This window comes from Alterinioella sp. (genome assembly GCF_058343375.1).
The window spans coordinates 15,849-37,616 of sequence record NZ_JBTUJH010000123.1 but is presented as its reverse complement, the minus strand read 5'-3'; the positions used below and the strand labels follow the sequence as shown (position 1 = coordinate 37,616).

The following is a 21,768-nucleotide window of genomic DNA, read 5'->3' as shown; positions in this document are numbered from 1 at the left end:
CTGGGGCCCGTGACACCACTTTCGCGGGCGGGGGGCAATCAGGTAGCATGGGGTGGGGCGGGTTTGGCGCAGGGAAATCCTGCGCAGTGCCCAATAATTATGCGATGCGCCCATAAAGCGGGCAGTTTGTAAAAAGGGGGCCGGTGTGGAGCTACTGACAGCAGCGCAAATGCGCAGGGTTGAACAGGCCGCAATCAAAAGCGGCGCGGTTACCGGGCTGGAACTGATGGAACGCGCAGGAAACGGCGTGGTGGAGGCGATTTTTGAGGAATGGCCAGAACTTGCCACAGGCCCACACCGGGCGGTTGTGCTCTGCGGTCCGGGCAATAATGGCGGCGACGGGTTCGTCGTGGCGCGGTTGCTGAAGGAAAGAGGTTGGCTTGTCGAGCTTGCCCAGTTCGGTGACCCCGAAAAACTGCCGCCCGATGCGAGAGCGAATTATGAGCGCCTGATAGTTTTGGGCAATGCAGCTTTGCCTTTCAATTCTCGGACAATCGGGGCAATTTTCGAAACCGAGGCAGAGGTGATCGTCGATGCCCTGTTCGGCACCGGCCTGACCCGCGGCCTGCCTGATGAACTGGGCGAATGCGCAAGGGCGCTCGACAAATACCGGGCCATCGCGCCGGCCGGGCGCGCGCCCAGGATCGTCGCCGTTGATATCCCGTCCGGCATTTCATCCGATACCGGTGACATCGTGCCCAATGGGTGCCATCAAGATGCGTTTTCTGCGGATCTTACGGTGACATTTCACAGCCGGAAAATCGGTCATTCCCGGGGTGCCGGATTGGAAAGATCCGGCCATGTCGTGGTCAAGGATATCGGGCTATGAGCTTCTTCTTTGCGCAAATACTCCCGCCGGAGGCATGAATGTTTCGAGAACCACGCCATATCACCGGTGGCCCGGCCATGGTGGACGCGCTGAAAAAACGCAGCGATGCCCATAAATACGCCCATGGCCATGCCCTCATCCTGTCGGGTCCGATGGGCCGCAGCGGTGCCGCGCGTCTGGCCGCCCGTGGCGCGCTCCGTGTCGGGGCAGGGGTCGTCACGGTCGCGGCTCCCGGTTCTGCAATGCTGGAATGCGCCACGCAACTGACTGCGATCATGCTGCGGAAATGCGAGGATGCGGAGGGCTTGGCCGGGTTGTTGCAGGATGGCCGGATCAACGCGCTCTGCCTGGGGCCGGGCCTGGGGCTGGACCGGGCGCGGGCGCTGGTTGCAGCCGCCACGGGCGGGGCGAAACCGCGACCGATGGTTCTGGATGCCGATGCGCTGACGGCTTTTGCGGGTGAGCCGGAGGCGCTTTTTGCAATGCTCCACCCGCAATGCGTCCTCACCCCGCATGAAGGCGAATTCGCCCGGATCTTTCCCGATATTGCCGAAAAACTGGCGGAACCAGCAACCAAAACCCCGGCCTGTGCCAAAGTGGACGCAACGCGCGAGGCTGCCAGGCGCGCCGGCTGTGTGGTGCTGTTCAAAGGCCCCGATACGGTGATCGCGTCGCCCGAAGGCCAGGCGGCGATCAACCCCGCCGCATATGACCGGGCCGCCCCCTGGCTGGCCACGGCAGGGTCGGGCGATGTGCTGGCGGGGTTCATCACCGGGCTGCTGGCGCGCGGATTTGGGCCGATGCAGGCCGCGCAAACCGGGGCCTGGCTGCATGTCGAGGCGGCACTGGAATTTGGCCCCGGCCTGATTGCCGAGGATCTGCCCGAGGCAATACCGGCCGTTTTCAGGCGTCTACTGACACCGGATCAGCGCTGAACAGCTCCAACCCATTGGCATAGATGACATGGGCATGGGCGAAATGCAGCGACAAGATCGCGTCGGGGGTATCTGTCGTCCAGCGCAGAAATTCGCCATCCACCAGTCGCGACAGCGGCACCCTTGCGGTGGGCGTGCCATAAAGCGCCTGCGCCCGCCAATCACGGATCAGCACCCGTTGCGTGCCCGGCAGCACCGTATCCTGCGTCGGCTTGCCGCCAAGCGCATCGCCCGTAACCCGCACCATCGGCGTGTCCGCTGGCAGTTCATGACGGCGGATATCCAGCAATGTCTGTGCGCCGGCATCGCGGGTGATCACCCGGTCGCCGGGGTAAAGCGCCTCAACCGCAAGCGCGCCTTGCAGCGTATAGATGGTGGTGCCCATCGGCAGGCCCGATTGGCTGAATACGGATAGGGGCCCGCCTGATGCGGGGCCTGATGGCTGTGACATGAAAACTGTCCTGCTCGGGGTCCGGCCCATTTTGGACCGATTATTGTTACCAACAGGTTAACCGATGGCGCGATATTGCCCAAGCGATAATTGCAGGCCATGCCCAGGCAGGTCCGATTTTCCCCCTCGCGTCAGCGCAGCACCTTTGCTAGAGAGCGCGCATATGCGGGTGTGGCGGAATTGGTAGACGCACCAGATTTAGGTTCTGGCGCAGCAATGCGTGGGGGTTCGAGTCCCTTCACCCGCACCAGCTTTGATCTCACGGCGCGCGGCACCTCCGATGGGGCGGCCTGACCGGCCGACGAGCGGTCGCTTGTTTGGGTGCTTCGGTTCCAGGTTCGTCTGGTCACCCGCACCATTTTCAATTTTTCAGCGATCACAAACCGAACGCGCCCCCTGCGGACAGGGGGCGCGCCGTTGATGCTTCGACTTGGGGGGAGGGGTCCAGGATCTTCCCGATCAGTCGAAGCCAACCTGAAACAGAAGGCCGGTCTGACAGCCATCGCCCTGGGCGACATTGGCGTTGGCACCATTGCCGAACTGGAAGATGCCGTAGCTGTCGCAGCCATTCTGGCTGAGCGTGCCGGTGTTGCCATTGCCTTCCTGATAGACGACGCCCTGGTTGCCAAAGCCGGACTGGCCGATGCCGGCCCCATTGCCGTTACCCATCTGGAAAACCTGGGCGGCGTCGCCACCATTGGCGATCTGGAAAATGCCAAGACCCAGGCGGATCAGGTTGGCCTCTTCAGCGTTGGTCGGGTTTATCTCGAAGCTGATGACCCCACCGGCGATTGCGGCAGTGCCGGACAGGGTGGTCAGGGCGAGGGTTGCGGCGATGAAAGTCTTGCGGATCATGGGTTTATTCCTTTGGGTTCAATCTGGTCTGTGGTGATGATTCTACTTTAGTGTTGAAAATACACTAAGTCAAGAACCTTTTACAGATTGGTGGCGCAATTATAGGTGGTGCCGCCCACTGACAGGGTCAGCTCGGCGTCATAACGCGAAGGCGTGCCGGACAGATTGGCCTGGCCGAGGGTGACGATATCACCGGCATCGGCGGCAAACGCGCCGCCCTGGCGGATGCTGGTGCCACCGCCGCTGAGCGACAGGCTGTACGTGCCCGACAAATCTTCGCTGGCCTGCACGCGGCCCTGAAAGCTGACCATGCGGCCGTTTTGTTCAACGGCGATGTCACAGGCTAGCGGGGCTGCATCGGCGGTGGTCGAGGGGGTGGCGGTTGCGCCGGTGGCTGCGGCCAGGCCAAGCCCGGCGATGATCAGGGTTGCGGGCAGCGCATGGCGCAGTTTGGAAACGGAAAAGGCAGTCATGGGAATGTTCCTTTGTTGCGATTGTTGCGATGAATTTCTTGCGGTTCGTGAGAGCGAAGGCATGGGTCGAAATGAGCGCGGGGGGCCGGCGGGGTGATCCGCTTTGCCCCCCGCGCGCTTCATGTGGTCGGATCAGTTCTGCACGATGACAGCGGTGTTGCCGACACCAACCTGAGTGGCCGAGGCGCTGTTGTTCCAGCCGTTCTGGATGATGGCAACGCCGTTGCCGAAGCCCAACTGACCGGTGCTGGCCGCGTTGCCGACGCCATTTTGAGCGATCCCGGTGACATTGCCCGACCCGATGGTCGTGGCCGATGCCGAGTTGTTCCAGCCGGTCTGGCCAACAACAGTGGTGTTGAAGCTGCCGTCCTGGGTGGCGATGACAGTGTTGAAATTGCCATTCTGGAAGATGCCCATGTTGTTGGAGAAACCGGTCTGTGCGACACCGAGGGCATTGCCGAAGCCAAACTGCTGAACGGTGACGGTGGAATGACCGGCAGCGGCTGCACCAGCGACGGGCAGGGCGATCATCAGGGACAGGGCGGCGGTTTTGAGTGCTTTGGAGAAAGTCATTTTGAAAGTTCCTTGGGGTTGGGTTTGAAAGTGTTTGGGTTGATGATTCTATATTAGTGTTTTTATAACACTAAGTCAAGAAGGTTAAGTGTTTGGGGCACAATTATACGTGGTGCCGTTCACGGTAATGCTGAGATTGGCGTCATAGCTGGCGGGCGTGCCCGACAGGTTCGCCTGGCCGAGGGTGACGGTTTGGCCGGGCCTGGCCGAAAAGGGGCCGCCCTGGCGGATATTGGTGCCGCCGCCGCGCAGCGTCAGGCTGTAGCTGCCCGAAATCGCTTCATTGGCTTGAACGCGGCCCTGAAAGCTGACCATGCGACCGTTCTGGTCGACATTCAGCGCACAGGCGAGCGGGGCATAGCTGAGGGTCGAGGCGGTTGGGAGGGGCGTGGCGGTGGCCGCGCATCCGGCTGCCAGGCCAGCCCCGGCAAGGAGCACGGCTGCAGAGCGCAAACGGCGAGATGAGGTGGCGGAAAAGGCAGTCATGGGAATGTTCCTTGTCGGAGAAGGCCTGGAAGGAAAACGCGGGGCACGGGCAGGGAGGGAAATGCGCGTATGCCCCGCGCTATGGATCATCGCTCAGTATTGGACGATGACCGTGACATTGCCGGTTCCGACCTGCGTGGCCGAGGCAGAGTTGCCGTCACCGATCTGGATCACACCGATGGCGTTGCCATTGCCCAGCACTCCGATATCGGCGCTGTTGCCGTTGCCCATCTGGGCGATGCCAACGATATTGCCGGAGCCGATCGTGGTGGCCGAGGCGCCATTGCCACTGCCGGTCTGGCCAACAACGGTGGTGTTGAAGTTGCCGTCCTGGCTGGCGATGGTGGTGTTGAAATTGCCGTTCTGGAAGATACCCATGTTATTCATGAAACCGGTCTGTGCGGCCCCGGCGCCATTTTGGAAACCAAACTGCTGAACAGTGACGGTGGAATGACCGGCAGCGGCTGCACCGGCGACGGGCAGGGCGATCATCAGGGACAGAGCGGCGGTTTTGAGTGCTTTGGAGAAAGTCATAATGAAAGTTCCTTGGGGTTTGGTTTGAATATGTGTTGGTCGGGATGAGAGGGTTGTTGTTGGGTTCGCAGGATGTTGTGGGTTCGTATTATCGGGTTCGTGGGTTGCGGCGTTTGCCTGGTGGCGTTGAGCCGATGTCCATCACTTGGCCGCAAAGCCTGGCGTCAGACAATATCGGCGATACGAAAGCGGATAACAGTGAGTTAGTAATCGGATAACACGAACAGAAATTGCTTTGTTATCTGATAGCAAGGCGCATGAAAAATGATCAAAATCAACGCATTGACCGGGGGTCACTAAAATGACTTCCCTCGGGCCATCCGGTGTTAGTGTAAAATTGACTTAAATATTTTTCCGCCATGATAACAGCGTTTTCCAACTCGCGGCGGGATGACGTTTCAATCATGTGTTCAAGAAACACTAATATGCCGGATCACCGCGACCGCAGCGCTGGAGGTTCAAGGTGATTCTTCCCCCCCCCGACCGGGCATCGCCAACCAAGGCGGCGATGGCGTCACCCCGGCCCTTGATGATCGCATCAAGATGATGACCTGCCCGTCCTGCGGCACCATTTTGATCCTGGAGGACGCGGCCATGCATCGGGCCGAACCGGGGGGGATCGGCGGGCAACCCGCCTCGGGGCCGGATTTTGCTGCCGCGGTGAACAGCGACGCGGTGATCGCGCAAAACACCCAGTTCGATGTCCATGATGATCGGACGCATATCTTTGAATTCGCCGAACAGGCGCGGGCTTATCTGAAAGAAACCGGCCCGACGTGAACATTGCATTCAATCATCGGCAAGGGGGCCTTGCGCCGACCGGATGCCTGGCGGTCAGAGACCCTCGACCACGTAATCGCGCATCAAGCCTGCGCTGATCCGGCCCCAGTCCGACGCTTTGGCGCGGGCCTGATGGGCGGCAAAGGCTTCGGCATCGGTAAATTCCTCGGACACCATGAACCGGCCTGCCATCTCGGCGCTTTCGCTCACCTCAAAGCGCAGGCAGCCCGGTTCGGCGCGGGTCAGGCGGATATGTTCGGTCAGCGCGGCGCGAATTTCTGCCAAGCGGTCGGGCGGCACGTCGATATGGCCGGTCAGGGTCACTCCCATTCGATGGTGCCCGGCGGTTTCGAGGTGATGTCATAGGTCACCCGGTTGATGCCCTTGACCTCATTGATGATCCGGGTCGCGGTTTCGCCCAGGAAATCATGGGAAAACGGGTAGTAATCGGCGGTCATGCCATCGACGGATGTCACCGCGCGCAGGGCGCAGGCGAAATCATAGGTGCGGCTATCGCCCATCACGCCGACGGTGCGCACCGGCAGGATGGCGACAAAAGCCTGCCAGATCTCATCATAGAGGCCATGCTTGCGGATCTGGTCGATATAGACGGCATCGGCCTTGCGCAGGATCTCCAGCTTTTCGCGGGTGATTTCGCCGGGGCAGCGGATCGCCAGACCTGGGCCGGGAAAGGGATGGCGGCCGATGAAGCTGTCGGGCAGGCCCAATTCGCGGCCAAGCGCGCGGACCTCGTCCTTGAACAGCTCACGCAAGGGTTCGACCAGCGTCAGCCCCATCTTTTCCGGCAAGCCGCCGACATTGTGGTGGCTCTTGATGGTCACGCTCGGGCCGCCGGAAAACGACACGCTTTCGATCACATCGGGGTAGAGCGTGCCCTGGGCCAGAAACTCGGCCCCGTCGATCTGGTTGGCATATTTCTGGAACACGTCGATAAAGAGCCGCCCGATGATCTTGCGTTTGGTTTCGGGGTCGCTGACGCCGTCAAGCTCACCCAGAAACAGGTCTTGTTCCTCGGCGTGGATGACATGCAGGTTCATGTGGTCGCGGAACATCGCCACCACCTCCGCCGCCTCGTTCTGGCGCAGCAGCCCGTGATCGACAAACACGCAGGTCAGCTGATCGCCGATCGCCTCGTGCAAAAGCGCCGCCGCGACCGAACTGTCGACACCGCCCGACAGCGCACAGATCACCTGTTTGTCGCCGACCTGTTCGTGGATTTTTGCAATCGCCTCTTCGCGATAGGCCCCCATCGTCCAGTCGCCCGAAAACCCGGCCAGCCGCACGAAGTTTTCATAAAGCGTCTTGCCGTTCGGGGTGTGATGCACCTCGGGGTGGAACTGCACCGCATAGAACCGGCGGTCAAGATCTGCGGTGATCGCGAAAGGTGCCCCGGGCGAAGTGCCGTAGACCTGAAAACCGGGCGCGATTTCAGAGACATGGTCGCCATGGCTCATCCAGACCTGTTCGCGGCCCAAACCGTCCAGAAACCAGCCATCCAGCAGATCGGGGCGGGTCTCGGTGGGCGTCACATAGGCGCGGCCGAACTCTGCGCTGGCATGTTCGCCGGCCTCAACCTTGCCGCCCAGATCCTGCATCATCACCTGCTGTCCATAGCAGATGCCCAGGATTGGCACGCCGAGCGCATAGGCCAATTGCGGCGGGCGCGGGCTGCCCTCGCGCATCACCGAATCCGGGCCGCCGGAAAAGATGATCGCCCGGGGGGCGAAGGCGCGCAGAAAATCATCGGTGACATTCTGATAGGGGTGGATTTCGCAATAGATGTTCAACTCACGCAGGCGGCGCGCTATCAGCTGCGTCACCTGGCTGCCGAAATCAATGATCAAGAGGCGGTCATGGGATGTTTGGCTCATGGCCCGCCGCATAGGCCAGCGCGCCCGGTTGCGCAAGTGGACAGGGCTGCGCGGAGGAGTATGAATAATGCAATGTTATCATTGCGCGCTGGATTCCGGTGAAATGTTATGGCATTCTGCGACGTTACCGAAACGGAGGTTCCTGCTTTGCCCATCACCATCAGCGCTGCCGCGATCAATCTTCTCCTGGCGCTTATTTGCGGCGCGCTGATCGGGTCCGAGCGGCAGATGCGCCGCCGCACCGCCGGGTTGCGCACCAATGCGCTGGTGGCACTTGGCGCGGCGGGGTTCGTCGTTTTTTCGGCCCTCTATCCCGATGAGCTGAGCCCGACGCGGGTCGCTGCTCAGGTGGTTTCGGGCATCGGGTTTCTGGGGGCCGGCATCATCTTTCGCCACGGCTTTACCGTGCACGGGCTGAACACCGCCGCGACGCTGTGGTGTTCGGCGGCGGTGGGGGTCATGGCGGGGGCCGGGGCGCTGATATTCGCCGGGATGTTGACCGGATTTGTGGTGTTCATCAATCTCGGTCTCAGGCCGTTGGTGAAATGGATCAAGAGCAAAACCGGCACGGGCGTGGTGCCAACGGTGGAATACCGGGTGATGGTGGGGGTAAACACGGCCAAGTCGGCGCGATTGCGGGCGCTGGCCCTCCAATGCCTGTCGCAACCCGGCATGCAGGTGGCGGGGCTGGAGCGGTCGCAGGGGGTGTCCGAGGATGAAACCCTGTTCGAGATCGTGGTGATGATGGATGACCCCGATGAGGAAGTGCTGATGAAGGCGCTGGCCCCCCTGATTGGCGAAGATCACGTGCGCAGCGTGGCCTGGGAATTCTCCGGCGTGACCTGACAGCGGCCTGATCGTAGCGGCCTGGAGCGGAAATCATCTTGGCTATTGTCGGCCGCGGCCAAACAATTTGCATCCTTCGCGCAACCAGACAGGTCAATATTGTCTCCGCTGGCGGCACTGTTTGCTTGATTTGGGCCAAGTTGGCGGGCCAATGTCGCTTTCCCCCCGCAATCGCCGCAAATCGCCGGTGGTCGTGCCAGCCCAGTTTGTATCAGGGGGCAACCTCAGGGATCTCGTGAAGGAGCCACAAGATGAACGATCAGCCACGCGCAGGGCGCCGCGGGCGCGGCGGCGGCGGGGCCGCTCGGCGCGCCGAACGCAGCGCGGTTCATATCGAGACCGCGAAATATATCGAACGCAACATCCCCAATCTGGAAATTCTGAACGAAGAGGCGCTTGAGATCATCGAGGCCAATGCCGAAACCGTGCTGGAAGAGATCGGCGTCAATTTCGTCGAGTTTCCCGCGGCGCTGGAACGCTGGCGCAAAGCCGGGGCCGAGATCGAGGGTGACCGCGTGCGCATCCCCAAAGGTCTGGCGCGCAAGCTGTGTGCCACGGCCCCGTCGGAATTTACCCAAGTCGCGCGCGATCGGTCCAAATCGGTCGTCATCGGCGGGCGCAATCTGGTGCTGGCCCCGGTCTATGGCCCGCCTTTCGTGCATGATGTGAATGGCGGGCGGCGCTATGCGACGATGGAGGATTTCGAGAAATTCGTGAAGCTCGGCTATATGTCGAAATGGCTGCATCATTCCGGCGGAACGGTTTGCGAGCCGACCGACCTGCCGGTCAACAAGCGTCATCTCGACATGCTGTATGCGCATATGTCGCTGTCGGACAAACCCTATATGGGGTCGGTGACGGAACCCTCGCGGGCGCTCGATTCGATCGAGATGTCAAAGATCCTGTTCGGGGCCGATTTCGTCGATCGCAACGTGGTGATGACCTCGTTGATCAACATCAATTCGCCGCTCACCTTTGACCCGATCATGTTGGGCGCGCTGGAACATTACGCCGGTGCCGGGCAGGCCTGCATCATCTCGCCCTTCATCGTCGGGGGCGCGATGGCTCCGGTCTCTGTGGTCGGCACGCTGACGCAGATCCTGGCCGAGGTGATGGCGGGCATTGCCTATAGCCAATTGATCCGGCCGGGCGCGCCGGTGATCCTGGGGGCATTTGTGACCTCGATCGACATGAATTCGGGCGCGCCGATCTTTGGCACGCCCGAGGCCACCCAGATCACGCTTGGCGTCGGTCAACTGGCGCGGCGTCTGGGGCTTCCCTACCGGTCTGCCGGGTCATTCACCGGCTCAAAGCTGCCCGATGCGCAGGCCGCCTATGAAAGCGCCAATTCGCTGAATGCGGGGCTGCTTGGCGGTGTCAATTTCATGCTGCATGCCTGTGGCTGGCTGGAGGGCGGGCTGGTCGCCAGTTTCGAGAAATTCGTGATGGATGCCGATCAGCTAGGGAGCCTGCACAAGATGGCGGCGGGCGTGACCCATGACGAAAACGCACAGGCGATGGATACCCTGCGCGAGGTTGGTCCGGGCGGCCATTTTCTGGGCTGTGCCCATACCCAGGCCAATTTCAAGACCGCGTTCTGGCGCTCAGACGTGCTGGATTACAAACCCTATGAGACCTGGGCCGAAGAAGGTGCGCGCGACACCCAATCGCTGGCTGCCGCGCGGGTTGAAAAACTGTTGGCCGATTACCGGCAACCGGCGCTGGACCCAGGCATTGACGACGCGCTGAAGGCCTATATTGCCAAACGCAAGGAAGAGATGCCGGACGCCTTTGTCTGACGCATGACGGGGGCGGCGCTGTCGGTGGTGCCCCTTCTTCTGCCTCATGCCGTCCGCGCGCCCTGCGCCACGGCCAGCAGCGACATCAGCAATTCCACATGGCGGCGCGGCGAATAGCTGGCCTCGCCACGGGTGCGCTTTTCCTCCAGCTCGGCCTCCTCCGACAGCAGGCGGCTGACGCTGCCCTGCACCCCGGCGGCACGGTCACGCCCGGCCCGGATCAGGGCGGCGGACCCAATTCTTGCGGCCTGCAGCAGCAGGCAGGGGCGGTGCATCTGGCGAAGTTCCTGAACAAGTGTGGTCATTGGCGCGGGCCTTTCGGATTGAGTGAGTCGGCCCCTCCATGCTGCCCCCGGCCCGGGCGGTGTTGCGTTTTCTTTTTAGCAGCGTTCGTTTGTTCCGCGTTTGTTTACGATTTGGAAACAATTCACAGGGTTTTCCACAGATTTTAACCAATCAGTAATCAATACTCCCAAAGGTTTGACGAGGTTTTCCACAGTTTCGCGTTGGGGATGACGATGACTTGCAGAACGAACGTCACGGGGCAGGGGCACTATCCGGACTGGTTGCCGGAAGCCGCACGCAATTATCTTGATCATACTGGCCAGGGCACGTCCTTGCGGGAGATCGCGCGGGCAACAGATCGGCATCCCTCGACCATTGCGCGCCGGGTCAGGGCCTTTGAAGCCCGGCGCGAAGACCCTTTGGTGGATGAGGCGCTGAGCGCGCTTCAGGCGGCTTGTGTTTCCAGAATCGAAACAATCTCTAACGGCAAGGAGCCCGAACACATGACAGCACCCCTCAGGCCCCCGCTGGTTTCCGATGATACGACCATCAATCGCGAAGCCCGGCGTATCCTGCGCAGGCTTTGCGAAACCGACGCGACATTGGTGCTGGCGCAGGATATGGACAAGGCCATTGTCCTGCGGACCGGTCCCGATGGCAGCCAGACCCGCACCGCAGTGCTGGACCGCAAGGTTGCACATGCTTTTGCATTGAAGGATTGGATCGCCACATCCCGGCGCGGGCGGGTCAGCGTCTATACCATAACCGAGGCCGGAAAATCGGCCCTGAAACGGCTGATCGAGGAGGACCGCAAACGCCGCAAGGCCCCGATGGAAATGGCCGAGGCGGCAACGCCCTTCCTGGCTCAGCATCAGGTTTGGGGCGAAAAGCCGGTCCGCGCCGATGACGGCACAATCCGTAAAATTCGCGTAAATCTTGCGGAATCGCCGCTGGCCACGCTGGCGCGGCGCAAGGGCAGGGACGGCAAGGCCTTTTTGTCGATGGATCTGGTGCAGGCCGGTGAAAAGCTGCGCGAGGATTTCGAGCGCGCCCAGATGGGCCCGCGCGTGGCGCAAAACTGGGAGAGATTTCTGACCGGCAGCGACCGTGGATCAGGGCTTTGTGATGGCGGCATCGCCGAAGGCCCGCGCGCCGCGCGTGACAGGGTGACCCGTGCGCTGGATGATATGGGGCCGGGGCTGGCCGATGTCGTGATGCGTGTCTGCTGTTTTCTGGAAGGGTTGGAATCGGCTGAAAAACGGCTGGGATGGTCGGCGCGATCGGGCAAGATCGTGTTGAAGATCGGTCTGCAACGGCTGCTCAAGCATTACGAGACGGTTTACGGCTTTGTCCCGGTGTCGTTAGATTGATCTCGATTCGGAAACAATAACCAATGTCAGCACCGGTCTCTCCCCTGGGGCTGATCGGGAAGCCGGGCCGGGCGTGCACTGCCGAGGCCCGGTTTTTCGTCTGCCCTGGCCTTGCGGCATTTCGCTGCTGCATGGCGGGGTTTCGTTATCCTGGGGTGACTTGCCGGGTCATTTGGTATTAAACCATCGCAACCGAAGGAGGCGCCATGCGTGATCTGACAATTCCCGAGCAGCGCCACCCCGAAAAGGCGCGCCGCAAGGATAATCCGCAGCCCAAAAAGCCCGCCTGGATCCGGGTCAAGGCCCCGAGCGGCGAAGGCTACAAGACGACGCGCGACATCATGCGCGCGCATAAGCTGACCACCGTCTGCGAAGAGGCCGGTTGTCCGAATGTGGGCGAATGCTGGAGCCAGGGCCACGCCACGATGATGATCATGGGCGAGGTCTGCACCCGCGCCTGCACCTTCTGCAACATCGCCACCGGCAAGCCGCCCGAGGATCTGGACGTGTTCGAACCCGGCCGCGTCGCCGATGCGGTCAAGAAACTGGGGCTGAAACATGTGGTGGTCACATCCGTCGACCGCGATGATATTGAGGATGGCGGGGCCGAGCATTTCGCCCAGACCATCCGCGCCATCCGCCGCCAATCCCCCGCCACCACGATCGAGATCCTGACGCCTGATTTCATTCGCTGCGATCCGGGTGTGCTGGAGATTGTGGTCGCCGCCAGGCCCGATGTCTTCAATCACAACCTCGAAACCGTGCCCGGCCTCTACCCCGAGGTCCGCCCCGGCGCGCGCTATTTCCATTCCCTGCGCCTGTTGCAGCGGGTCAAGGAGATCGACCCGACCATGTTCACCAAATCCGGCATCATGGTGGGTCTGGGCGAGGATAAGCAGGCCGTGCTTCAGGTGATGGAGGACATGCGCGCCGCCGATATTGATTTTCTGACCATCGGGCAATATCTGCAACCGACGCCGAAACATCATCGCGTGGACCGGTTCGTGACCCCCGAAGAATTCAAGGCCTATGAAAAATCGGCCTATAACAAGGGCTTCCTGATGGTTTCGGCGACCCCGCTGACGCGGTCATCCTATCATGCGGGCGATGATTTCGCAAAACTGCGGGCCGCGCGGCTGGCCCATCTCGGGCAGGGGTAGCGCCGCATTTGCCGCCCGCCCGAGCGCGCCCGTCCGGTTGGGCGGGCGCTTTCCTTGTCGGATCGTCTTCATGCGCGAGGGCTGTCGCATTCGGCCTGCCATGTGAGTGGAATTCAATACGACACGCGCCAGGGTCAGGACCCTGCCTCCCCCTCCAGAAACCGCACCTTGCCGATATAGGGCAGCGAGCGGTTCATCTGCGCGTAATCAATGCCGTAGCCGACGACGAATTCATCCGGGATTTCAAAGCCGGTCCATGTTGCCTTGATATCGACCTCGCGCCTGGTCGGTTTGTCCAGCAGCGCAATGGTCATCAGCCGCGCGGGGTTGCGGCTTTGCAGCAGGTGGGTGACGTGGTTGAGCGTATGGCCGGTATCGACGATATCCTCGACCACCAGCACGTCGCGGCCCTGGATCTCGCCGCGCAGGTCTTTCAGGATCCGCACCTCGCGGCTCGATTCCATCGAATTTCCGTAAGATGACGCTTCCAGAAAATCGACCTCCACCGGCAGGTTCAGCTCGCGCACCAGATCGGCGATAAAAACGAATGATCCGCGCAAAAGCCCCACCACGATCAGCTTGTCGGTGCCCTTGAAGGCGGTCTCGATCTCGCGGGCAAGCTCCTCGATCCGGGCGTCGATGCGTTTGGCCGAGATCAGCTTGTCGACCACATATGGTTTCTGCGTCATGACATCGCGCCCTTATCCCTTGATTTTCCCCGGGAAGTTTATGACATGGGGGGACGCCCAGAGGAAAGCCCGAAACCCGATGCCACATCACGCCGAAACCAGATTGCTGCCATATGGCGCAGGGCAGATGTATGATCTGGTGGGTGATGTGGCGCGCTACCCCGAGTTTATCCCCTGGATCATCGCCGCCCGTGTGCGATCAGTGACCCCGGTTGCAGATGGTGAGGTGATGCTGGCCGATCTGGTCATCGGCTTCAAGATGTTCCGCGAGAAATTTGTCAGCCGGGTGACGTTTTACCCCGACCGGTGCCGGATCGAGACGGAATATATTGACGGGCCGTTCAAGCATATGATTTCGAATTGGGAATTCAGAGATACCGAGGCCGGGTGCGAGGTGCGGTTCGATGTCGATTTCGAATTCAAGAACCGGATATTGCAAGGCGCTGCGGGGCTGTTTTTTCACGATGCCATGCAGCGGATCGTGCGCGCCTTCGAGGCCCGCGCGGGCGCGCTTTACGGGCATTGATCCTGGCGGTCCTGCTGCGCTGGCGGCCCGAAATTCCCGATCGATCAGGCGTTTTTGCAAATGGCTGTCGCGCGTGACGGCATCCTGGCCCTTACGAGGTGATATCGTAGGCGCGTTCGCCGTGAACCGCCAGATCCAGCCCGTTGGTCTCGGTCTCAAGATCAACCCGCAGCGGTGTGATCGCACGCGTGATGACAATCAGAACCACCGTCCCCACAGTGGTATAGGCCCCGACAATCGCCAGGCTTCCCAATTGTGCGGCCCAGGATCCGGCCCCGAACACCGCGATCATCAGGCTGCCGAAAATGCCGCCAACGCCATGCACGGCAAAGACATCGAGCGTGTCGTCGATCTTGACCTTGTTGCGGATGAACGTCACCGCCTCCTGGCACAGAATGCCCGCGACCGAGCCGATGAGCAGCGCCTCGACCGGCCCGACAAAGCCCGAGGCCGGCGTGATCGAGGCCAGCCCGGCAATGGTGCCGGTGACAACGCCGACCATCGAAACCGTGCCGTATTTCACCTTCTCCCACAGCCCCCAGGTCAGCGATGCGGCGGCGGCCGAGATATGCGTGACCGTCAGCGCCATCGCCGCCCCGCCATCCGCGGCCAGCTGCGATCCGCCATTGAAGCCGAACCAGCCGACCCACAGCATCGCCGCCCCGATCATGACATAGCCGGGATTATGCGGCGGCGTGGAGCGGTTTTTGCGCGGCCCCAGGAACCAGGCCAGGATAAGTGCTGCCAGCCCGGCGGTTTCATGGACCACGATACCGCCGGCAAAATCGCGCACGCCGATCTCGCCGAAAATGCCGCCATCGGACAGAAACCCGCCGCCCCAGACCCAATGCACGACGGGCGCATAGACCAGCAGCATCCACAGGCCCGAAAACAACAGCACAAAGCCGAACCCCACCCGTTCCACATAGGCCCCCACGATCAGCGCCGGCGTGATGATGGCGAATGTCATCTGAAAGGCAAAGAACAGCACTTCGGGAATGGTGCCCGCCAGCGTATCGGCATCGACACCGATCAGAAAGACCCGGCCAAGCCCGCCCCAGATGCCGCTGTCACCGGGGCCAAAGGCAATGGAATATCCCGCAACCAGCCACAGGATGCTCATCAAACAGGCAATCGCGTAACATTGCACAAAGACGCTCAACACATTGCGGGCCCGGACAAGACCGCCGTAAAACAGCGCCAATCCCGGCAATGTCATGAACAGGACCAGCGCAGTGGCGATCAGTATCCAGGCGGTGTCAGCTCCGTTCATGTCCCTAGGACCTTTCTTCTTGTGCACGGTTTTGCGGCGACAAAGCCTGATCGGTGGGCAGAAGAAAGGGCCGGGGCGGGATTTCGGAGGTTTTTTCGCGGTGCTTTGCAAGCTGCCCATTATTTGAGCGGTATTCTGGCCCGGTTGCTGCGTTTTCAGTCAGCTTTCAGACAGCGCCGCCAGCACCATGCCCAATGCGTGATCAACCGTCGCGCGGCGCACTTCGGCCCGCCCAATGGCCCCGAAATCGACCGTTTGCGTGGTGGTGCCGGTTGCGGTTGCCAGCGCGAAACAGACCCGGCCTTCGGGCTTGTGCTCGGACCCGCCGGGGCCTGCGATGCCGGTGACGGCAATGGCAATGGCGGCCCGGGACCTGGCCAGCGCGCCGGCTGCCATTTCGGCCGCGACCTGTTCCGACACCGCGCCGAACCGGTCCAATGTGGTGGCGTTGACACCCAGCATCGCCATCTTGGCGGCGTTGGAATAGGTGATAAAGCCGCATTCGAACCCGGCCGAGCTGCCGGCCAGATCGGTAATGGCGGCAGAAATCATGCCGCCGGTGCAGCTTTCGGCGGTGGCCAGCATCTGACCGCGCGCGATCAGCGCCTCCAGAACCTGTTTTGCGCTCAAAGCAGCACCGCATGATAAAGCACAGCCGCCAGAACCACGATCAAGGAGGCCAGCCCGCCCGCAATCGCATCATCGGCCATCACGCCCATCGCGCCATCCTGGCGGTCGGCCCATCCGACGGGGCCGGGTTTGACGATGTCGAAAAACCGAAAGGCAAGGAAGGCGGTCAGCACCCCGGGCCAGAGGCTGGACAGGTCTGCCCCCGCCATCATCGCGCCATATGAGACCGGCCAAAGCGCCAGAAACATGCCCAGAACCTCATCAATCACGATCTCGCCGGGGTCCTGATCTTCGGCCCCCGCGATCTCGATCCTGGTGGCCCACCAGCCAAGCCCGGCCACCAGGATGGTGCCAATCAGCAGCGCGAAAAAGCCGCCCAGTGCATGCAGCGCCCAGGCGGCTGGAATGGCCGCAAGCGAGCCCCAGCTGCCGGGCGCGGGCCGCAGCAGGCCGATATAGAAGAAGGTGGTAATCAGACGGGTCATGGTTTCACCAGAGTTGCGGTTGCTAGGGCTGCGATGCCTTCCTCGCGGCCGGTAAAGCCGAGCCGTTCGGAAGTTGTGGCCTTGACCGAAACGCGGGCCGGATCAATGCGCAAGAACCGCGCCAATTGGCGGCGCATATCGGCTGCGTGCGGGCCGATCTTTGGCTGCTCGCAGATCAGCGTCAGATCGACATGGGTGATGGCAAACCCCCCCGATGCCGCCAGATCGACCGCATGGGTCAGGAAAACATGGCTTTGCGCGCCCTTCCATTGCGGATCGGATGGCGGGAAATGCTGGCCGATATCGCCTTGGGCCAACGCGCCATAGAGTGCATCGGTGACCGCATGCAGCCCGACATCGGCATCGGAATGGCCCTGCAGAGCGCGGCCATGCGGGATGCGGATACCGGCCAGCATGACATGATCACCGGGGCCAAAGCGGTGCACGTCAAAGCCGTTTCCGGTGCGGATGTCGATCATCTGGCGGGCCTTCAGGATGGCTTCGGCGCGGGCGAAATCGCCGGGGCGGGTCAGTTTCAGATTATCCTCATCGCCCGGCGTGATGGCAATGTCCAGCCCATGCGCCAGCGCCACCTCGACATCATCGGACCCCCCATCGGGATGGGCATCATAGGCGGCCCGGATCGCGCCCAGATGAAAGCCTTGCGGGGTCTGCGCCCGGTGCAGACCGGCGCGCGGCAGGATGTCCGAAACAGTGCCGACACCGCGCCAGAGCGCATCGGTGACCGCCAGCCCCGGTGCCGCCCCGTCGGCATGGTGCAGCGCCGCCAGCACATCCGCGATCAGCCCCGGGCTGAGCAATGGCCGCGCGCCGTCATGGATCAGCACCAGATCAATATCGGGGCCGACCGCCGCCAGCCCGGCCCTGACCGAGGCCGCGCGCGTATCTCCGCCCACAACATCGCGCAGCGGCCGGTCCAGATCCGGGCGCGCGGCGGTGAAAAGGTCGCGATCATCGCCATGGCGCACCACGATCACCTCGGCCACCTGCGGATGCGCCGCCATGGCGCGGATCGTGCGTGTCAGCACCATCTCGCCACCAAGCATCTGATATTGCTTTGGGATATCGCCGCCCATGCGGGTGCCGCGCCCGGCGGCAACGATCAGGGCGGCGGCATGCAGGGGGCCAGTATGGAGGGGGCTCGATGACATGACCCAAGTGATAGGAGGAATTCCGGCGCGGCACAATCGCGGGGCAGCGGCGGGCCGAAACCGCCTCTATTTTGGGCAGTTACGAAAAGCGACAGGCATGTCGGGCGAAATCTTTGCATCACGCGCGCCGTTCCCCTATGCAAAGAGACAATTGCACAAGGATTAGGCGTTTGGCGATTTTTCTGGCAGACCGGGTGCTGAGCCCGCCGGTCTTTCTGGCCCCCCTGGCTGGAATCACCGATCTGCCGTTTCGCACGCTGGTGGCGGGTTTCGGGGCCGGGCTGGTGGTCTCGGAAATGGTGGCCAGTCAGGAAATGGTCGAGGCCAAGCCATCGGTGCGCGCCCGGGCCGAACTGGGGTTCGGGCAGGCAAAAACGGCGGTGCAACTGGCGGGCCGTGAGGCGCATTGGATGGCAAGGGCCGCGCAGCTGGCCGAGGCGCAGGGGGCCGAGATCATCGACATCAACATGGGTTGCCCGGCCAAGAAGGTGACCACGGGGCTGTCCGGCTCTGCCCTGATGCGCGATCTGGATCATGCGCTGGCGCTGATTGATGCGGTGATTGCTGCCGTCGGCGTGCCGGTGACGCTGAAAACCCGACTGGGGTGGGATGATGCCAGCAAAAACGCGCCCGAACTGGCCCGGCGGGCGCAGGATGCAGGCATTCAGATGATCACCGTGCACGGGCGCACCCGATGCCAGTTTTACAAGGGGGCCGCCGATTGGGCCGCCATTCGCGCGGTCAAGGATGCGGTGACGATCCCGGTGATTGCCAATGGCGACATTCTGGATAGCGCGGCTGCGGCCACGGCGCTTGCCCAATCCGGGGCCGATGGTGTGATGGTGGGGCGCGGCGCACAAGGCGCACCCTGGGCGCTGGCGCAGATCGCCCATGACCTGTTTGGCAGGCCCGCCCCCGAGATCCCGCAAGGGGCCGCGCGGGCCGAGATGATCATCGGGCATTATCAGGCGATGCTGCGCTTTTACGGGGCCGATCTGGGCCTGCGCGTGGCGCGCAAACATCTGGGTTGGTATCTGGAGGGCGCGGCTGCCGATCTGCGCCGCAAAGTGCTGACCTGCACCGACCCGCAAGAGGTTATCGCGTTGATATCACATGCGTTCCGGCCCGAGGCCATGGTATGAGCGGGCTCAGTCCCGCAATCTGGGCCTCGCTGCCGATCCCGGCGGTGGTGATCGACGCGGATGACCGGATCGTGGATGCAAACCCGGCGGCGGAGGCCTTTCTGAACGCCTCAGTGCGGGCTTTGACCGGCGCAGCGATCGGCGACAGGATCACCATCGACGCGCCCTTGCAGGAGGGATTCGCCCGCGTGCGGGTCGGCCGTGCAGCGCTCAGCCTGAATGGTGTCGCGCTCAGCATTACTGGCCGCAAACCCGAGATCTGCGATGTCCAGATCGCGCCGCTGGTCGATACCGATCATGTGCTGGTGCTGATGGAGATGCGGGCGCTGGCCGGGCGGCTCGATCGCGGCCAATCCTCGAAATCGGCCGCCAAATCGGCCATCGGCATGGCCGAGATGCTGGCCCATGAGATCAAGAATCCGCTGGCGGGTATCACCGGGGCGGCGCAACTGATCTCGATGTCGTTGAGCGGCGAGGATCTGGAGCTGGCGGCGCTGATTGTCGAGGAAACCCGGCGCATCGTGAAACTGCTCGATCAGGTCGAGGCGTTTGGCAATGTCTCACCGCCGGCGCGCGCTGCGGTCAACCTGCATGATGTGCTGGATCGCGCCCGAACCTCGGCGGCGGTGGGCTTTGGCGCGCATATGCAGATCAGCGCCGATTACGACCCGTCGCTGCCGCTGACCTGGGTCGATCCCGATCAACTGTTGCAGGTTGTCCTCAATCTTTTGAAAAACGCAGCCGAAGCGGGCCGGCCGGGCGGCGCGATCCGGATCCGCAGTTTTTATGAGGCCGGGCTGAAACTGCGCCGCAGCGATGGCCGCCAGGCGGCGCTGCCGCTTCAGGTGGAGATCATCGATGACGGCCCCGGCCTGCCGCCCGATATTGCCGCCAGCATCTTTGAACCCTTCGTTTCGGGCCGCGACAATGGCACCGGGTTGGGGCTGGCGCTGGTGTCAAAGATCATCGCCGATCATGACGGCTGGATCGCCGTCGACAGCGCCCCGGGGCGCACCGTGTTTCGCATTTCCCTGCCCGTCGCAGAAGAAGGAGGTTCCTAGATGGATGGCACCGTTCTGGTCGCAGATGACGACCGCACCATTCGCACCGTTCTGACCCAGGCGCTGACCCGGGCCGGCTGCAAGGTTCACGCCACCGCCAGCCTGATCACGCTGATGCGATGGGTCGAGGAGGGCAAAGGCGACCTGGTCATCTCGGATGTCATGATGCCCGACGGCAACGGATTGGAAACATTGCCGAAAATCACCGCAGCGCGGCCCGGGTTGCCGGTGATCATCATCTCGGCGCAGAACACGATCGTGACCGCGATTCAGGCCACCGAGAAAGACGCCTATGATTACCTGCCCAAGCCCTTCGATCTGCCGGATCTGATGAAACGCGCCGCCCGCGCGTTGGAGATCAAACGCCGTATCCCCGCCGCGCCGGAGCGCCCGCAGGCGGTTGATGATGCGCTGCCTCTGGTCGGACGCGCGGCCAATATGCAGGCGCTTTACCGTTTGGTGGCGCGGGTCATGAATACCGATCTGGCGGTGTTGATCACCGGCGAAAGCGGCACCGGCAAAAGCCTGATCGCGCGCGCCATTCATGATTTCTCGGACCGGCGCAATTTGCCTTTTGTGATTGCCTCGGCCGCCGATCTGGAGGATGCCGACGGCCCCGCACAGCTGCTGGCGCGGGCCCGCGACGGGGCCCTTTTATTCGATGAGGCGGGCGACCTGAGCGATGCGTCGCAGGCGCGCGTGGTGCGGATGCTGGACGGGTTGGGGCCTGAGGGCCCGCGCGTTCTGGCCACCAGCCAGGCCGATCTGACCGAGCGGATGGAGGCGGGCAGTTTCCGGCAGGATCTTTATTACCGGCTTGGCGGTGTCGTTCTGGCGGTGCCGCCGCTGCGCGACCGGGTCGAGGATGTTGCGCTTTTGGCGGATCATTTCCTGGCCAGGGCGGAACGCGACGGGCTGGCGCGGCACCGTCTGGCCGATGCCGCGCTGGACATGATCCGGGCCTATTCCTGGCCGGGCAATGTGCGGCAGCTGGAAAACACGCTGCGCCGCCTGGTGCTGACCAGCCCCGGAGAGGTTATCGGCCCGGCCGAGGTCGAGGCGGTTCTGGGCAATCAACCGGCAAGGCGGCCCGCGCATGGCGATGGCGAGGGGTTGAGCGCGTCCGTGGCACGCCATCTGAAACGCTATTTCGACCTGCATGGCGGGGTGCTGCCACCGCCCGGCCTCTATCCCCGGATTCTGCGTGAGATCGAGACGCCGCTGATCGAAATCGCCCTGGATGCCACCGGTGGAAATCAGGCCAGATGCGCCGAACTTCTGGGCATCAACCGAAATACGCTGCGCAAGAAACTGACCGAGCTGGATATTCGCGTGACACGCCGCCGAAAGTTGATGTAAAACCGCAACAGGTGCGTTGCTCCGATGTGACAGTCAGGGGGGACGTGCCTAGGTTTGGCGGTTTGGACGGTCCTCCGCCCCATATAGTGAGGCTGAAGGGTGGATAACCCTGCGCAGAGTGATGTAATTTCCCCACTCATGCGGCTGATGTCGTTGAGAATGC

Annotated in this window: 25 protein-coding genes, 1 tRNA gene and 1 pseudogene; 13 read left to right on the top strand and 14 right to left on the bottom strand. The window is 62.3% G+C overall.

Translation table 11 applies throughout. The features are described from left to right. Positions 1 to 145 precede the first annotated feature (145 nt). Together ACW8PS_RS15780 and ACW8PS_RS15775 are read left to right on the top strand one after the other, a co-directional pair. Positions 146 to 829: an NAD(P)H-hydrate epimerase gene (locus tag ACW8PS_RS15780; RefSeq protein ID WP_491528472.1), complete on the top strand. Its 684-nt coding sequence runs from the start codon at positions 146 to 148 to the stop codon at positions 827 to 829. A 38-nt stretch (positions 830 to 867) separates the two neighbouring features. Continuing rightward, complete coding sequence (locus ACW8PS_RS15775) at positions 868 to 1,764, top strand: NAD(P)H-hydrate dehydratase (RefSeq protein ID WP_491528471.1); 897 nt, start codon at positions 868 to 870, stop codon at positions 1,762 to 1,764. Here the strand turns inward: ACW8PS_RS15775 and ACW8PS_RS15770 are convergent. Continuing rightward, positions 1,733 to 2,215 carry a Hint domain-containing protein gene (locus ACW8PS_RS15770; protein WP_491528470.1) on the bottom strand — a complete coding sequence of 161 codons (483 nt, stop codon included), beginning with the start codon at positions 2,213 to 2,215 and terminating at the stop codon, positions 1,733 to 1,735. The two genes, ACW8PS_RS15775 and ACW8PS_RS15770, sit on opposite strands and share 32 nt — an antisense overlap. 165 nt (positions 2,216 to 2,380) lie before the next feature. Here ACW8PS_RS15770 and ACW8PS_RS15765 point away from each other — a divergent pair. After that, a tRNA-Leu gene (locus ACW8PS_RS15765) sits at positions 2,381 to 2,465 on the top strand. A gap of 209 nt (positions 2,466 to 2,674) precedes the next feature. Here ACW8PS_RS15765 and ACW8PS_RS15760 read toward each other — a convergent pair. The 5 genes from ACW8PS_RS15760 to ACW8PS_RS15740 form a co-directional block, all read right to left on the bottom strand. Continuing rightward, positions 2,675 to 3,070 carry a hypothetical protein gene (locus ACW8PS_RS15760; protein ID WP_491528469.1) on the bottom strand — a complete coding sequence of 132 codons (396 nt, stop codon included), beginning with the start codon at positions 3,068 to 3,070 and terminating at the stop codon, positions 2,675 to 2,677. A gap of 80 nt (positions 3,071 to 3,150) precedes the next feature. Then, the gene (gene csgH, locus ACW8PS_RS15755; protein ID WP_491528468.1) at positions 3,151 to 3,543 is read right to left on the bottom strand and encodes a curli-like amyloid fiber formation chaperone CsgH; all 393 of its coding nucleotides are present in this window, start codon (positions 3,541 to 3,543) and stop codon (positions 3,151 to 3,153) included. A 132-nt stretch (positions 3,544 to 3,675) separates the two neighbouring features. Continuing rightward, positions 3,676 to 4,116, bottom strand: a complete 441-nt coding sequence (locus tag ACW8PS_RS15750; protein WP_491528467.1) for a hypothetical protein — start codon at positions 4,114 to 4,116, stop codon at positions 3,676 to 3,678. An 84-nt stretch (positions 4,117 to 4,200) separates the two neighbouring features. Beyond that, complete coding sequence (csgH, locus tag ACW8PS_RS15745; protein WP_491528466.1) at positions 4,201 to 4,602, bottom strand: curli-like amyloid fiber formation chaperone CsgH; 402 nt, start codon at positions 4,600 to 4,602, stop codon at positions 4,201 to 4,203. 93 nt (positions 4,603 to 4,695) lie between these two features. Further along, positions 4,696 to 5,136, bottom strand: coding sequence for a hypothetical protein (locus ACW8PS_RS15740; protein WP_491528465.1), 441 nt, complete (start codon positions 5,134 to 5,136; stop codon positions 4,696 to 4,698). A gap of 543 nt (positions 5,137 to 5,679) precedes the next feature. Between ACW8PS_RS15740 and ACW8PS_RS15735 the strand changes: the two genes are divergently transcribed. Beyond that, positions 5,680 to 5,916, top strand: a complete 237-nt coding sequence (locus ACW8PS_RS15735) for a hypothetical protein (protein WP_491528464.1) — start codon at positions 5,680 to 5,682, stop codon at positions 5,914 to 5,916. A 54-nt stretch (positions 5,917 to 5,970) separates the two neighbouring features. Here ACW8PS_RS15735 and ACW8PS_RS15730 read toward each other — a convergent pair whose 3' ends face one another. Beyond that, positions 5,971 to 6,246 carry a putative quinol monooxygenase gene (locus ACW8PS_RS15730; RefSeq protein WP_491528463.1) on the bottom strand — a complete coding sequence of 92 codons (276 nt, stop codon included), beginning with the start codon at positions 6,244 to 6,246 and terminating at the stop codon, positions 5,971 to 5,973. Continuing rightward, positions 6,237 to 7,808, bottom strand: a complete 1,572-nt coding sequence (gene guaA / locus ACW8PS_RS15725) for a glutamine-hydrolyzing GMP synthase (protein ID WP_491528462.1) — start codon at positions 7,806 to 7,808, stop codon at positions 6,237 to 6,239. Before guaA ends, ACW8PS_RS15730 begins: the two co-directional genes overlap by 10 nt. Positions 7,809 to 7,955: 147 nt before the next feature. On the opposite strand from guaA, the gene ACW8PS_RS15720 reads away from it, so the two are divergent. After that, on the top strand, positions 7,956 to 8,654 hold the full coding sequence (locus tag ACW8PS_RS15720) for an MgtC/SapB family protein (RefSeq protein WP_491528461.1): 699 nt from the start codon (positions 7,956 to 7,958) through the stop codon (positions 8,652 to 8,654). 251 nt (positions 8,655 to 8,905) lie between these two features. Continuing rightward, positions 8,906 to 10,453, top strand: a complete 1,548-nt coding sequence (locus ACW8PS_RS15715) for a trimethylamine methyltransferase family protein (RefSeq protein ID WP_491528459.1) — start codon at positions 8,906 to 8,908, stop codon at positions 10,451 to 10,453. 44 nt (positions 10,454 to 10,497) lie between these two features. On the opposite strand, the gene ACW8PS_RS15710 is transcribed toward ACW8PS_RS15715, so the two are convergent. After that, entirely contained in the window at positions 10,498 to 10,758 is a 261-nt protein-coding gene (locus ACW8PS_RS15710) for a DUF6477 family protein (protein ID WP_491528458.1), read from the bottom strand. A 207-nt stretch (positions 10,759 to 10,965) separates the two neighbouring features. Between ACW8PS_RS15710 and ACW8PS_RS15705 the strand changes: the two are divergent. From ACW8PS_RS15705 to lipA, 3 genes and pseudogenes are all read left to right on the top strand, one after another. Next, positions 10,966 to 11,121, top strand: a pseudogene (locus ACW8PS_RS15705) (helix-turn-helix domain-containing protein); the annotation flags it as partial. A gap of 120 nt (positions 11,122 to 11,241) precedes the next feature. Then, positions 11,242 to 12,108, top strand: coding sequence for a DUF6456 domain-containing protein (locus ACW8PS_RS15700; RefSeq protein WP_491528474.1), 867 nt, complete (start codon positions 11,242 to 11,244; stop codon positions 12,106 to 12,108). A gap of 206 nt (positions 12,109 to 12,314) precedes the next feature. Further along, positions 12,315 to 13,268: a lipoyl synthase gene (lipA, locus tag ACW8PS_RS15695; RefSeq protein WP_491528457.1), complete on the top strand. Its 954-nt coding sequence runs from the start codon at positions 12,315 to 12,317 to the stop codon at positions 13,266 to 13,268. 134 nt (positions 13,269 to 13,402) lie between these two features. On the opposite strand, the gene hpt is transcribed toward lipA, so the two are convergent. Continuing rightward, positions 13,403 to 13,957: a hypoxanthine phosphoribosyltransferase gene (hpt, locus tag ACW8PS_RS15690; protein WP_491528456.1), complete on the bottom strand. Its 555-nt coding sequence runs from the start codon at positions 13,955 to 13,957 to the stop codon at positions 13,403 to 13,405. Between the two features lie 79 nt (positions 13,958 to 14,036). Between hpt and ACW8PS_RS15685 the strand changes: the two genes are divergently transcribed. Next, positions 14,037 to 14,483 carry a type II toxin-antitoxin system RatA family toxin gene (locus ACW8PS_RS15685; protein ID WP_491528455.1) on the top strand — a complete coding sequence of 149 codons (447 nt, stop codon included), beginning with the start codon at positions 14,037 to 14,039 and terminating at the stop codon, positions 14,481 to 14,483. Between the two features lie 91 nt (positions 14,484 to 14,574). Here ACW8PS_RS15685 and ACW8PS_RS15680 read toward each other — a convergent pair whose 3' ends face one another. The 4 genes from ACW8PS_RS15680 to ACW8PS_RS15665 all read right to left on the bottom strand — a co-directional run bounded on the left by ACW8PS_RS15680 (position 14,575) and on the right by ACW8PS_RS15665 (position 18,043). After that, entirely contained in the window at positions 14,575 to 15,756 is a 1,182-nt protein-coding gene (locus ACW8PS_RS15680) for an ammonium transporter (RefSeq protein ID WP_491528454.1), read from the bottom strand. A 159-nt stretch (positions 15,757 to 15,915) separates the two neighbouring features. Next, entirely contained in the window at positions 15,916 to 16,386 is a 471-nt protein-coding gene (locus ACW8PS_RS15675) for a CinA family protein (RefSeq protein WP_491528453.1), read from the bottom strand. Beyond that, entirely contained in the window at positions 16,383 to 16,871 is a 489-nt protein-coding gene (locus ACW8PS_RS15670; RefSeq protein ID WP_491528452.1) for a phosphatidylglycerophosphatase A family protein, read from the bottom strand. The genes ACW8PS_RS15675 and ACW8PS_RS15670 overlap by 4 nt, the downstream gene beginning before the upstream one ends. Continuing rightward, positions 16,868 to 18,043, bottom strand: coding sequence for a bifunctional 2-C-methyl-D-erythritol 4-phosphate cytidylyltransferase/2-C-methyl-D-erythritol 2,4-cyclodiphosphate synthase (locus ACW8PS_RS15665; RefSeq protein ID WP_491528451.1), 1,176 nt, complete (start codon positions 18,041 to 18,043; stop codon positions 16,868 to 16,870). The genes ACW8PS_RS15670 and ACW8PS_RS15665 overlap by 4 nt, the downstream gene beginning before the upstream one ends. A gap of 170 nt (positions 18,044 to 18,213) precedes the next feature. Here ACW8PS_RS15665 and dusB point away from each other — a divergent pair, with 170 nt between their 5' ends. From dusB to ACW8PS_RS15650, 3 genes are read left to right on the top strand one after another with little or no spacing between them, the layout of a single operon-like run. Then, positions 18,214 to 19,185 carry a tRNA dihydrouridine synthase DusB gene (gene dusB / locus ACW8PS_RS15660; protein ID WP_491528450.1) on the top strand — a complete coding sequence of 324 codons (972 nt, stop codon included), beginning with the start codon at positions 18,214 to 18,216 and terminating at the stop codon, positions 19,183 to 19,185. Then, positions 19,182 to 20,246, top strand: coding sequence for a two-component system sensor histidine kinase NtrB (locus ACW8PS_RS15655; protein WP_491528449.1), 1,065 nt, complete (start codon positions 19,182 to 19,184; stop codon positions 20,244 to 20,246). Before dusB ends, ACW8PS_RS15655 begins: the two co-directional genes overlap by 4 nt. After that, positions 20,247 to 21,605, top strand: coding sequence for a response regulator (locus tag ACW8PS_RS15650; protein WP_491528448.1), 1,359 nt, complete (start codon positions 20,247 to 20,249; stop codon positions 21,603 to 21,605). Positions 21,606 to 21,768 lie beyond the last annotated feature (163 nt).

Bases quoted from the DNA above. Each gene is read 5' to 3' on its own strand.
- ACW8PS_RS15775 (WP_491528471.1), top strand. From the start codon at position 868: ATGTTTCGAGAACCACGCCATATCACCGGTGGCCCGGCCATGGTGGAC.
- ACW8PS_RS15770 (WP_491528470.1), bottom strand. From the start codon at position 2,215: ATGTCACAGCCATCAGGCCCCGCATCAGGCGGGCCCCTATCCGTATTC.
- ACW8PS_RS15760 (WP_491528469.1), bottom strand. From the start codon at position 3,070: ATGATCCGCAAGACTTTCATCGCCGCAACCCTCGCCCTGACCACCCTG.
- csgH (WP_491528468.1), bottom strand. From the start codon at position 3,543: ATGACTGCCTTTTCCGTTTCCAAACTGCGCCATGCGCTGCCCGCAACC.
- ACW8PS_RS15750 (WP_491528467.1), bottom strand. From the start codon at position 4,116: ATGACTTTCTCCAAAGCACTCAAAACCGCCGCCCTGTCCCTGATGATC.
- csgH (WP_491528466.1), bottom strand. From the start codon at position 4,602: ATGACTGCCTTTTCCGCCACCTCATCTCGCCGTTTGCGCTCTGCAGCC.
- ACW8PS_RS15740 (WP_491528465.1), bottom strand. From the start codon at position 5,136: ATGACTTTCTCCAAAGCACTCAAAACCGCCGCTCTGTCCCTGATGATC.
- ACW8PS_RS15735 (WP_491528464.1), top strand. From the start codon at position 5,680: ATGATGACCTGCCCGTCCTGCGGCACCATTTTGATCCTGGAGGACGCG.
- ACW8PS_RS15730 (WP_491528463.1), bottom strand. From the start codon at position 6,246: ATGGGAGTGACCCTGACCGGCCATATCGACGTGCCGCCCGACCGCTTG.
- guaA (WP_491528462.1), bottom strand. From the start codon at position 7,808: ATGAGCCAAACATCCCATGACCGCCTCTTGATCATTGATTTCGGCAGC.
- ACW8PS_RS15715 (WP_491528459.1), top strand. From the start codon at position 8,906: ATGAACGATCAGCCACGCGCAGGGCGCCGCGGGCGCGGCGGCGGCGGG.
- ACW8PS_RS15710 (WP_491528458.1), bottom strand. From the start codon at position 10,758: ATGACCACACTTGTTCAGGAACTTCGCCAGATGCACCGCCCCTGCCTG.
- ACW8PS_RS15700 (WP_491528474.1), top strand. From the start codon at position 11,242: ATGACAGCACCCCTCAGGCCCCCGCTGGTTTCCGATGATACGACCATC.
- lipA (WP_491528457.1), top strand. From the start codon at position 12,315: ATGCGTGATCTGACAATTCCCGAGCAGCGCCACCCCGAAAAGGCGCGC.
- hpt (WP_491528456.1), bottom strand. From the start codon at position 13,957: ATGACGCAGAAACCATATGTGGTCGACAAGCTGATCTCGGCCAAACGC.
- ACW8PS_RS15685 (WP_491528455.1), top strand. From the start codon at position 14,037: ATGCCACATCACGCCGAAACCAGATTGCTGCCATATGGCGCAGGGCAG.
- ACW8PS_RS15680 (WP_491528454.1), bottom strand. From the start codon at position 15,756: ATGAACGGAGCTGACACCGCCTGGATACTGATCGCCACTGCGCTGGTC.
- ACW8PS_RS15670 (WP_491528452.1), bottom strand. From the start codon at position 16,871: ATGACCCGTCTGATTACCACCTTCTTCTATATCGGCCTGCTGCGGCCC.
- ACW8PS_RS15665 (WP_491528451.1), bottom strand. From the start codon at position 18,043: ATGTCATCGAGCCCCCTCCATACTGGCCCCCTGCATGCCGCCGCCCTG.
- ACW8PS_RS15655 (WP_491528449.1), top strand. From the start codon at position 19,182: ATGAGCGGGCTCAGTCCCGCAATCTGGGCCTCGCTGCCGATCCCGGCG.
- ACW8PS_RS15650 (WP_491528448.1), top strand. From the start codon at position 20,247: ATGGATGGCACCGTTCTGGTCGCAGATGACGACCGCACCATTCGCACC.